The sequence below is a fragment of the Stenotrophomonas sp. C9D9 genome (genome assembly GCF_056491205.1).
On the sequence record NZ_JBSZIF010000006.1, the window covers coordinates 437221 to 449950 of the forward strand.

1 protein-coding gene is annotated in these 12730 nt (G+C 68.2%); it reads left to right on the forward strand.

The features are described 5' to 3' along the window. Positions 1 to 249: 249 nt before the first annotated feature. Positions 250 to 12618 (forward strand): filamentous haemagglutinin family protein, encoded by a 12369-nt coding sequence (locus ACXI0D_RS17535; protein ID WP_479642864.1) that lies wholly within the window; start codon positions 250 to 252, stop codon positions 12616 to 12618. Positions 12619 to 12730: the final 112 nt, after the last annotated feature.

The window sequence follows — 12730 nt, forward strand, 5'->3', positions numbered from 1 at the left end:
CCGGTATCACCTGGGTCGACGCGATCCGCACCCGGTTCGCCGTGGCGGGCGTGCCGACGGGCTTGAACAGCCGAGTACCTGATGAACAGGCGCCGGCGCGATTGCCGGCGCCTTCTTCCATTGTGGCGAGCGCTTTCTTGATGTCGGCTTCACGCCTCCAGCCTCGTCTAACAGGGGCAGGGCACCGATCGCCCCATCTATCAGACAGTGATGCGGCTGCGGCCGCCCAATCAGGTTGACGAGGTTCAGATGTCGCACGCGCTCACGACCGTTTCCCGTCCGTCCATGCTGCGCCGCAGTCACCCGATGGCGTGGGCCGTCGCGGTCGCGCTGGGTACGGTGATCGCCCCCGCCAGCCAGGCCCAGCAGGCGTTCAGCCCGGGCTGGTTCGCTGATCGCGGTGCGGCCCAGGGCGCGGCGGCGCAGAGCGGGCGCATGCCCAACGGGGTGCCGATCCAGTTCCAGTTGCCAGCGCAGCAGCAGGACGCCGCACGCCAGAAGCTGCAACAGTCCATCGACAACCTCGGAACCGCCGCGCAAGCCATCGCGCTGCAGCAGCGGCTGCAGGAACAGGCCCGGCAGGCGCGTCGGGAGGCCGGCTTCATCGTGGCCGACGGGCTGGGCAAGGACGGCCTGAAAGTCGATGAGAACCCGCTGACGCGCGGCTGGTTGAATGCGCGCGAGGCGATCCAGTCCCAGGGCAGCGATGGCCGGGTCCAGGTGAGCGTGGAGCAGACGGCGGACAAGGCAATCCTGAACTGGGAAACCTTCAACATCGGTGGCAACACCACGCTGAGCTTCCAGCAGAATCCGGATTGGGCGGTGTTGAACAGGGTCAACGACCCCAATGCCCGGCCCAGCCAGATCCTCGGCCAGCTGAAGGCCAATGGCACGGTGTTCGTGGCCAACCGTAATGGTGTGGTGTTCGGCAACAACAGCCAGGTCAACGTCCGTAACCTTGTCGCCGCTGCCGCACGCATCAGCGATGGGCAGTTCCGCGACATCGGCCTGTTCAGTGCCGACGGCACCACCGCCGCGCTGACCGAAGCCTTCGGCAAGGTGATGGTGGAGCAGGGCGCACGCATCGCCACCCACGAGCCATCAAGCGCCACCCGCGGCGGCGGCTATGTGCTGCTGGCCGGCAGCAGCGTGGAGAATGCCGGGCAGATCGAGACGCGCAAGGGCCAGGCACAGTTGGCGGCGGGCGACAGTTTCGTGATCCGTCGCGGTGTCGGCACCGCGCAGAACACCGCGTCGACCACGGCCGGCAATGAGATCGCACCACGCTTCGTGCAGGGCAGCAGCGCTGGCGACGTGCGCAACAGCGGCCTGATCCAGGCGCGCGAGGGCGACATCACCCTGGCCGGGCGCAGGGTCGAGCAGGCCGGCGTTGCCGTCGCCACCACCACGCTGGGCCAGCGCGGCACCATCCATCTGCTCAACGCGATCAGTGACCGCCAGGGCCAGGTGACGCTGAACTCGGGCGCGACCACCGCAGTGCTGATCGAGGACGATGGCAAGAGCGTGGTGCTGGACAGCCAGCGTGACGCGTTGATCAAGTCCTCGGCGGAGCAGGATGTGCTGCGCGCGGCAAGCAGTGCTGGCACGTTCGACAACCTGTCGCGGCTGCAGGACCGTCGTGACCAGTCGCGCGTGGAGATCGTCTCCGGTGGCGACATCAATTTCAAGGATGGCTCGTTGACCCTGGCGACCGGTGGCCAGGTGGTCAGCGACGCGGCGCGTCGCAGCTACGTGGGCAACGCGGCGCAGGTCGATGTCTCCGGCGCGGTGGGTGTGCGCGTGGCGATGGAAAGCAACAATGTGCAGGTGAAGGTGCAGGGCAACGAACTGCGCGATTCGCCGGACAACCGCGACAATGGCGCGCTGATCAGCAGCGAGGTCTGGATCGATCGTCGCGAACTGCAGCACGTCGCGGCCGGTACCGGCGGCTATGCTGCTGACCGCTGGTACGCCGGTGGCGGCCTGCTGGAAGTGGGCGGCTACCTGGACAACCAGGGCCACTCGATCGGCGAATGGGCGGCCCAGGGCGGCACCGTGCAGCTGGGCGGCAGCGAAGTGGTGACCCATGGTGGGTCGAAGATCAACCTGGCCGGTGGCAGCCTGGATGTGCAGTCCGGCGTGATCAAGCAGAGCTGGCTGCGCGGCACCGATGGGCAGCTGTACCGCCTGGACGACGCGCCGGCGGAGATGCAGTACGCCGGCCTGTACAAGGGATTCGAGGTCGATCACCAGCGCTGGGGCGTCAATGAGGCCTTCCGCAATCCGCTGGTGGCGCCGGGCGAACGGGTCGACAACGGCTATACCGTCGGGCGTGATGCCGGCCGGCTGGTGGTCTCCGCGCCGACTGTGGTGCTGCAGGGTGACATCAACACCCAGGCGTTCCAGGGCGCACAACAGGCCAAGGCACCGGACCAGGGCAAGGATGGCTACGCGCAGGCACAGACGGCAGTGGCACGCAATGCACAGCTGTGGCTGGGGCGCTATGACAACGCGGGGCGCACTGCGGTCTTTGATACCCAGGTGCGCGTCGTTCAAGGTGCGGTGCCCGTCGCTGACTGGACACTGCAGGCACCGATCCCGGTTCAGCAGCGCAACACCCTGTGGCTGGACGCGGGCCGCCTGAGCGAACAGCAATGGTGGCGCCTGGACCTGGCCACCGCCGGCAGCATCGCCATCGATGGGAAGCTGCGCCTGCAGGATGGCGGGCAGCTGGTGCTGACCGCCAGCGACGTTCGCCTGGGCGGTGATATCGGCATTGCCGGTGGTCAGCTGCGGGCCGGCAATCTGCTGGCCGTGGCTGGCAACCCTGTCACTCCGCTGCTTCAGGCTGGGCGTGGACGGGTGGAGATCGTCGACGGTGCACGCATCGACCTTGCCGGCCGTTGGAGCAATCTGCTGCTGGACCCCAGCGCGGCGCAGGGCCAGGCGTGGAGCGATGGCGGTCGCCTGCAGCTGGAGAACAGCCATGACGTGGTGGTCGGGCGTGGCAGCGAACTGAGTGTTGACGCCGGCGGCCGTGTCGACAGTGCTGGAAAGGCGCGCATCGGCAAGGGCGGCAGCGTCAGCCTGCAGGCCAACACTCTGGACAACGCTGGAGGGGAAGTTGGCCGGCTGACGTTGGCCGAGGACGCACGCATCAGCGCGCTGGGCCAAGGCAGTGGCAGCCTGTCGCTGACGGATGGCGGGCACATCCGCATTGGTGGTGACGACCAGGCGCCCGGCGTGCTGACGCTGCGCAGCGCGCTGTTCGGCAGCGGTTTCAGCCAGTACGACATCAATGCACAGCAGGGTCTGGAAGTGGCCGATGGTGCGCAGATCGAGGTGGTCATGCCGGGCCTGCGCCTGGCCAGCGACGCGCTGAAGGCCGTTACCCGCGAGGGCGCGGTGCAGGCATGGTTGGCCCCGCTTTACAGTGCCGATCCGGTGAGTGGCCGCATCAGCCAGCGTTCCGGTGCGGGTCTCCTGCTGCGCTCGCAGTTCGGTAACCGTGGCGGTGATCTGCGCATCGGCAAGGGTGCAAGCGTGCAGGTTGATCCGGCACAGTCCATTGAACTGCGGGGTGCAGGCAACATCGCCGTGGAGGGGCGCCTGCACGCGGCCGGCGGCCGGATCCGGCTGGATGACGTGCGCACGGCCATCGATCTGTTCGACGGACAGCCCAACAGCCGCACCTATCGCATCGCGGAGGGGGCGGAACTGGATGTCAGTGGCGATGCCTTCAGCGTGAAGGATTCAGCACAGCGGCTGCGCGGGCTGGTGCGCAAGGGCGGCAGCATCGAGATTGGGGGTGCCCTGGACTGGGAAGGTGCCGGCGACGTCAGCGATCGTCCGGTGGATGCGTTCATCGTGGTTGAGCGGGGCGCGCGGTTGCGTGCGGACGGCAGTTCAACGGCGTTGCATATCGACGGCCAAGGCACGCAGCAGGTGGACAGCGATGGTGGCGAGATCGTGCTGCGCTCGGCCAATGCGCTTTACCTGCAGGGCAACCTGCAAGCCGCGGCCGGTGGTGCAGGTGCGCGCGGCGGCACCCTGGGCATCGCCTTCGGCGGCGGTGTCTACGCACCCAACGCAAGCGCTCTGGTGCGGGCACCCAGATTCCTCGCCCTCAGCCAGAAACGGGAGGAGAAGCCCATCCCGGCGACGCCCGCATACGGCGATGCGAGGTTGTCGGTGGAGCAGATCCGCGACGGTGGGTTCGACAACCTGTCGCTGTTCACTGCGGTGCGCAGCGAAGGCGACATCGACCTGCGGATGGGCCAGAGCCTGCGCCTGGCAGGCTCCGTCGGCATCATGCCGGGTGCGGCAGCGGCCCGAACCATCACCCTGCAGGCGCCCTATCTGAAGCTGTCCAGCCCGAGTTGGGCCGTGATACCCGGCGAAACCACCGTGGGCAGCGCCGACGTGCCACTGGCATCGGCACGGCAGCACCGACTGCAGGCCGACGCGCAGCTGATCGATGTGCGCGACACCGTGCGGCTGGATGGGTTTGACGACGTGGCCCTGCACAGCAGCGGTGATGTGCGGCTCCTGAAGGGCAACCCCCGTGCGGGTGCGATCGATGCCGAGCTGCTTGCAGCGCGGCGCATGGAGGTCACCGCGGCACAGATCTATCCGGTGGCCGGTGCGTCCGGTCGCCTCGGCGCCGGCTTGGATCCGGTCGCCGTCTCGTCCGATCCGCGCTGGAAGGATGCGGCCGGCGTGCTGCGCATCAATGGCCTGGGGGGCGCTGCACCGATCACGCCTCCGTCGGCGCTGGGCAGCCTGATGCTCACCGCAGCGAACGTCGAGCAGGCGGGCGTGGTGCGCGCACCGATGGGCAGCATTGTGCTGGGTGGCACCGACAGCAACAGCGTCCTGGCCTCCCGTGTCTCGTTGCTGCCGGGGAGCGTGACCTCGACCAGCGGCGCCGGCCTGAGCCTGCCCTACGGTGGCACGGTGGATGGCATCCAATGGCGCCTGGAGGGTGCAACCGTTGCGCCGAGGAATGTAGGCGGTGGCGCGTTGCCGGTCGGCATCCGCCTGGTCAGCAGCGAGACCGCGGTGGCACCGGGTGCGGTGCTGGACATGTCCGGAGGAGGGGAGCTGACCGGTGCGGCCTTTGTCAGTGGCCGTGGCGGTTCGGTGGACATCCTGCGGAATGCATTGGCCGATGCGAATCCGCGCTATGGCTTCAGCCAGTCGGGCAATGAGGTCTACGCCATCCTGCCGGGCTTTGCAGGCAGCGCTGCCCCGCTGGGCCTGTCCGATGGCTCGGCCGATCCGGCGGTGGGCCAGCAGGTCGTGGTGCCCACGGGTGTACCAGGTCTGGCAGCGGGTACCTATACGCTGCTGCCCGCCAGCTTTGCGTTGCAGCCAGGCGCGTTCCGGGTCGAGCTGGGCGCCAGTGGCGCGACCGGCACCACAACCGCGCTGGCCACCGGGACCGGCTCATGGCGGGTCGCCGGCCATCGCACCAATGCACTGGGCGGTGCGGTGTCACCGTTGCTGACGGACCTGTTGCTGACCCCGGCTGCGGCCGTGCGACGGCACTCCGGATACAACGAAACCAGTTACAACGCCTTCGTGGCCGCCAGCGCGCAGCGACTGGGCCTGCCGCGCGGGTGGCAGACGGTCGATGCGGGCATGCTGCGGCTTGAGCTCGGCGCAGGTGCCGGCCGTCAGGGAACCTCTGCGCTGCGCTTCGAGGGTGAGGCACGCTTCCAGCCCGCCGCCGGCAGTGGCGGCATGGGGGGCAGCGTGGAGGTTGCACGCATCAGCCAGGTCGGCGCGCTGGAGATCATGGCAGCGGGCGGCAAAGCTGCTGCAGACCGGCAGGGTGCGACCATCGAAGCCGACGCGCTCAATGCGCTGCAGCCTTCGCGACTGGTCATCAACGCGCGGGTACGTTCGGTTGCGCCGTCCACCATTGATGTCATGGGCGTTGGCCAGGACGTGGTGGTGCGCAGCGGCGCCGTACTGCGCGCGCCGGAAGTCCTGATTGGTGCGGTTGACGGTGGGCGCGGCATCGTGATCGAGGCCGGGGCGGGAATCGATACGATCGGCCTTGGCGCCGCCGGCCTGCCTTCAAGCCTGGGCTATGTCTACCAGGTGGGTGGCGGGCTGTTGGCCGTCTCCAATGACCACCCCGAAGTACTGGCACCGGCGACTGGAACGACCGGAACCCGCGTCGACATCGACATTGGCGCCTGTGATCCGGGGGTCACCTGCGCCGGCCAGGCCCGGCTGGTGTCGGAGGGAAGCATCAATGTTGCATCGAGTGGGCAGCTGCAGCTGCGCGAGGGCGCCGTGTACGGCACACGCGAGCTGGCGCTGGGCATGGGCAACATCAACCTGGGTACGGCCGAGGCCATCGCCCGCGCGGCAGGGGCATCGGCGCTGCCACCGGGCCTGATGCTCAACCAGCAGGTCCTGCGTGATCTGCTGCGTGGCAATACAGCCGTCGGCGCGCCTGCGCTGGAGACCCTGCGCCTGAATGCGGCCGAGGCGATCAACGTATTCGGCAGTGTGGATCTGGATACACGGGATGCGGCCACGGGCAAGCCGAACCTGCGCAGCCTGGTGCTGGGCGCACCGGCAATCCACGGTTATGGCGACAGCAATGATCGCGCGCGCATCTTTGCTGCGGAACTGACCTGGTCCGGGCAGCAGGGCGCTTCGTCGGTGCTGGGTGATGCGAAGGCACAGCCGGTCGGGCCCGCGATCGCCAACCGGTTGGGCAGCGGGCAACTGGAGATCATCACCGATACGCTGCGATTGGCGCCGTCGCCGCGCTCGCGTCCTTCGTCGGAAGCCCTGGCCGGGCGCCAGGTGCTGGGCTTTGCCGGAGTGAGCCTGCAGGCCTCGCGCCAGCTGGTGTTTGCCGGTAGCGGCGATCTGGCGGTCTACCAGCGCCAAGGCGACTACGAGGCGGGCAAGGGCTGGGCCTTCAGCGGTGGCAACCTGGACATCCAGGCGCCGCTGGTCACCGGTGAGGCCGGTGCCAAGCTGTCGATGAAGACCGGAGGCACACTGGCCGCGCACAGCACCGCTGCCGGTGGCAGCGCCGACGCACTGGGCGCCGAGCTCGACCTGCGCGCCGGCAACATCGTGCTGGATACGCGGTTCGCGCTTGCTTCCGGCCGGTTGTCGGCCAGCGCCGACCATTCATTGCGCCTGGGCAGCAGCGCCGACCTGGACCTTTCAGGGCGCAAGGTCAGCCTGTTTGACGTCGACAACTACAGTTGGGGCGGCGATGCGGTGCTGACCGCAGGCGACGGCAGCGTGCAGACCGACGTGGCATCGCGCATCGATCTGTCTGCCCGCAACAATCGTGCCGGCCGCCTGACCGTGACCGCACTCGGTGCCGGCGACGGGCGCGTCGACCTGGCTGGCCGGATACTTGGCCAGGCCTCGGGCCGCCAGGACATGGGCGGCAGCGTGGTGCCCTACGACAGCGGCGAACTGGTGGTCCGTGCGCAGCAACTGCAGGATTTCAGCGGTCTGAACCAACGCCTGACCCGCGACGGCGTGACCGGCGCACGCAGCTTCCAGCTCAAGCAGGGCGACCTTCTGATCGGCGACGAGGTGAAGGCACGCAAGGTCGATATCAGTGTCGATGGTGGCGCACTGCGGGTTGGCGGGCGAATCGACGCCAGTGGTGAGCAGGTGGGCAGCATCCGCCTGGCGGCGCGTGACGGCCTGCAGGTGGATGGCACGCTGGATGCGCATGGCACCGCGCTGCGTGTGGACAGCTACGGCGGCATCATCGACAGCCCCAACCGTGCCATTGTCGAGCTGGAAAGCCGCACGGGGACGCTGGCACTCGGCCCTGCTGCCAGGATCGACCTGCGCAGCGGCACCGGCGTCGCGGTGGGCACGGTGCCGGGACAGAACGATGGACGGGCGCGCGGTACGCTCGCGCTGAACGTGCCGCGCAGTGGCGGATCGGATGCAGCGATCCGCAGCGATGCAGGGTTGCAGGTGGCGGGCGCACGCGACGTGTTCGTCACCGCGGTACGTCGTTACGAGGATGCACCGCTGGCGACCACGCCGGATGTTAACGGGCATCGCTCACAGATGGTCACGCAGACCTGGCTGGATACCGTGGTGGATCCGGCCAGTACGGCCTGGATGAACGCGGCGCTGGCCAACACTGATCTGTCGGCGCGCCTGGCTGCCCTGGGTAGCGTGCGCCTGCGTCCGGGCGTGGACGTCATTGGCGTGGCGTCGGCCGCCAATCCCGAGGGCGACCTGACCGTCAGTGGTGATCTTGACCTGTCCGGCTACCGCTATGGGCCGCAATCCAACCGCCTGGATCCAGCACGCCGCGGATTCGGTGAAGCTGGTGCGCTGCGCCTGCGTGCGGCGGGCGACCTGAATGTCTACGGCAGCATCAACGACGGCTTTGCGCCGCCGCCGACCAGCCCGGATGATGCGGGCTGGCAACTGGTCGAGGGCGCGGTGTTCGGCCTGGGTGTCACCCCGTTCGGTGCTGACCTGGTGGTTCCCGGCGATGGCGTCGTGCTGGACATCGGCACCCGGTTCCCGGCCAGCGCGGTGCTGAACTACGCCATCCAGGTGCAGGCAGTGAAGTTGCCGGCGGGCACGACGTTGCCGGTCGACATGACGCTGACCGGGCCCCTGGTGTTGCCCGCAGGTACTGTGCTGCCGGCGGCGGTCACGCTCGTTGATGGCCAGGTGCATCCGGCAGGCACCGTGCTGGCGCAAGCGCTGTCGGTGCCGGCCGGAGCAAAGCTGTCTGCGGGCTTCCAGCTTCGCGGGGAAGCCAACGTTGCCGCGCACACCTGGCCGGCCGGCGTGCCGTTGCCGATCGAGCTGCGCCTGGCCGCGCGCACGCCGTTGGCGCGCGGCGCACTCATTCCCTCGATGGCCACGGTCAAACTGCCAGGGGGCACGCCGATCAAACTGCGGCCGACCGGCAGCGATGGACGCCAGGGGCGCAACTGGGCGTTGGCGCAGATGCTGCCCGAAGGCACCAGCTCCTGGGACGTGTCGCTCGTCGCCGGCGCCGACACGGACGCCGCAGACCCGCGTGCGCGCCGCTTCGGTGCAAGCGGTGACCTGACCCTGTCCGACACGCACTATGGTGCGATCCGCGATGCCAGCAAGCAGATGAAGTTCATCCGCGACCGGCTGTTGACCGCGGACGGCGCGCAACGCCTGGGGGTTGACGGCTCCTGGGTGGGCCGGACGATCAAGGACCTGGCCGCGCACCTGGGGCGTGACGAGGATGCACTGTGCAGCGTGGCTGCAAGCTGCATCACCTCGCCGTACATCTTCACCGAACTGGGCGCGGAGGAACTGGCGGGCGATCCGTCCCTCGCGGGAACCAGCGTCAGGGAGTTCGGCGAGATGATCGGCATGACCGAGGAAGCCATCTGCGGGCAGCTCAGCGATGGCTACTGTCTGATGCCGGGCGAGACGCGCGAAGTCACTACGATGGGCCCGCCACGGCATGGCACGCCGATGTGGAGTGTGTTGCGTACCGGCACCGGCGATCTGCAGCTGCTGGCGGCGCGGGATGTGCAGATGCGTTCGGTCTTCGGTGTGTACACGGCAGGCACGCCTGCATCGTTGGGCAACGGACATGACGAGCGCTTCCAGTCCGAGCGCAGTCCCCTGAACGGGCGCAGCGCGCTGCTGGGCCTGCAGCAGGCCACCGGTGACTATGATGCGGCGCTGGCCGCCTACCGCGCGTGGTATCCCGACCACGGTGGCAATCTGAGCGTGATTGCCGGCCGCGACGTGACCGGGGCAACCTGGGCGACCCAGTCGTCCGCAGGTACCGATCGTGACAAGGCGGACAGCGCCAGCAGTGCCGTCGGTGGGTGGTTGTGGCGGCAGGGCACCGGCAATGTGGCCGGCGTGGAACCGGTGGCGAGCAGCTGGTGGGTCAACTTCGGTACCTATGCGATCACGGGAACGACGGCGACGTCGACGCCACGCATGGTTGGATTCACCGGAATCGGCACGCTGGGTGGTGGCAATGTGGATATCGAAGCGGGACGCAACGCGGGCGTCACGGCGGCCAAGGGTGATGCACAGGGAGTGCTCGGCGGTGGACGCTATTCGACGGCGATCAATGCGGCAGTAGCTTCGACCGGTCGTGTCGACGATGGCCGCCTGGTGCAGACCGGTGGCGGCGATCTGCGCCTGCGCAGTGCCGGTGCACTGAATCCGCTGCTGGCTGCCACTTCCTACTCGCAGGCCCAGAACCAGCAGAATCTCGAGCTCAACGGCACGCTGGTGAATCTGCGTGGCCATCTCAGCGTCGAGGCAGCCCGGATCGGCGGCAGCGCCGTGGGGCCGAACGACTACCAGGCCATCGCCAACGGCCTGCGCACGATGGCCCCCTATCGTTCGACCACCAGTGCAGCCATGGGTGGGCCGGTGCTGGTGCTGGGAGATTCGGTCGCGGATCTGAGGGCACGCGGCGACGTGGTGCTCTCGGGCGCCGCCGACGCCGGCCGGGTGAGGTTGTTCAATGGGAACGTGGTGACCGCAGATGACGGCACGCGACTGCTGGGTGTTGGCGGATTCTCGCTCTGGACACCGTCGACGGCCATCAACCTGTTCTCTGCCGGCGGCGATGTGGTGCCGATCGCGCAGCGGACCATTGAACCCATAGGCGATGGCAATGCGGAACGGACCGTCAGCGGCGCCACCTATTGGATCTATCCTTCGCGACTGCAGGTAGTGGCTGCGAGCGGCGACATCAAGTTGTCGCGCGCCGATGCGTCGAGCGTGCTGCTGACGGCACCGGGTGCCAACGGCAACCTGCAGATGCTTGCCGGCCGCTCGATCCTGGCCACCAGCGATGCGCCGGCGATCAGCAGTTCTGGTGCTGACACCCGTCTGCCATCGCCGTTTGATCCGGCGTTCAGCGCCTTCACCGCCGGCGGTACGCTGCGGCTGACCAATCTGTCGCAGGATGGCACGGTGGTGCCGTACCAGGCAGGAAGCGCGGACGCCAGCCCGCTGTTCGCCTTTGGTCCGAACCGGCCGATGCTGAGTACGCCGCGATCCGGTGGGACGCAGCCGAACCGCTTCTACGCCGGCAGTGGCGACATCATCGGCCTGCGTACCGGCGGCGAATGGGCGTTGGGCACCAGCCCGGAGATGATGCGCACGGTTGCCACCTGGTACGACGTGGCCGCGCCGGTCCAGCTGCGCGCGGGTACGGACATCCTCGGCAGTGCAGTGATGGCGCTGAACAATGGCAGCACGGACATGACGGTTGTACAGGCGGGTCGCGACATCGTGCACACCAACGTGACCGTGTTCGGCCCAGGGAATGTCGATGTCAGCGCAGGCCGCCAGCTCCGCCAGGAAGACAGTGGCAGCATCGTGAGCCGTGGCGGCCTGATCCAGGGCGACACCCGGCCGGGTGCCAGCATTGCAGTGACCGCCGGCAACCAGTCCATCGCGTTCGACGCCGTGCGCGCCCGCTACCTGGATCCGGCCAACCTCGCCGATCCGGCGCAGTCGCTGGCATCGCAGCCCGGCAAGGCGGTGAAGATCTACGACAAGGAGCTGAAGCAGTGGCTGCAGCAGCGCTTCGGCCTGGCCGTCGATGGCGCCGAGGCCCTGGCTGCGTTCGACCGCTTGCCGCAGGAACAGCAGCGCATCTTCCTGCGCCAGGTCTACAATGCAGAACTGCGCGAGGGTGGCCGCGAGTACAACGATCGGACTGGGCCGCGCGTTGGTTCCTATCTGCGTGGACGCGAGGTCATTGCCACGCTGATGCCGGACAAGGATGCAACGGGAGCGACGATCCAGCGCACCGGCGATATCGTGATGTACGGTGGCTCCGGCGTGCGCACCGAGGCGGGTGGCAACATCGAGCTGATGGCGCCGGGAGGGCAGATCGTGCTGGGCGTTGCCGGTGAAGTGCCGCCGGCCAGCTCTGGCCTCATCACGCAGGGCCAGGGCGACATCCGACTGTTCAGCCAGGACAGCGTGCTGTTGGGCCTGTCGCGTGTCATGACGGCCTTCGGTGGTGACATCCTGGCCTGGACGGAGCAGGGCGACATCAATGCCGGTCGCGGTTCTCGCACCACGCTGCTGTATACGCCGCCGCGACGGATCTACGACAACTGGGGCAATGTGCTGCTGTCGCCGCAGGCACCGGCCACCGGCGCCGGCTTTGCGACGCTGAATCCAATTCCCGAAGTACCGCCGGGCGACGTCGACCTGATCGCGCCGCTGGGCACCATCGACGCGGGCGAGGCCGGTATCCGCGTCTCCGGCAACATCAACCTGGCCGCGCTGCAGGTGCTCAACGCGGCCAACATCCAGGTACAGGGCGAGAGCAAGGGCCTGCCGGTGCTGGCATCGGTGAATGTCAATGCGCTGGCCTCGGCCAGTGCGGCAGCCAACAGCGCCAGCCAGGCGGCACAGGATGTGATGCGCAAGAGCCAGGACGAGGCACGGCGCAACCAGCCGTCGGTGATCAGCGTGCAGATCCTGGGCTTCGGCAGCGGCACCAGCAGCATCAACCCACCGGCGCGTGGCACCACCGCCAACAGCGGTTACGACGCCGACAGCGCGTTCCAGTTCCCGCAGGCAAGTCGCGACGAGGGCACGCAGCGCCGGTAGGTGCCGACCCTGGTCGGCACGATCGCGGCCGTCAGTAGATCCACGCCATGCGTGGATGGGACTGACCAGGAAGAACGGACAGCATCGGGCCAGCCGCCAGGGAACGGTGGCG

Coding starts and splice junctions, on each gene's coding strand:
- ACXI0D_RS17535 (WP_479642864.1), top strand. CDS start 250: ATGTCGCACGCGCTCACGACCGTTTCCCGTCCGTCCATGCTGCGCCGC.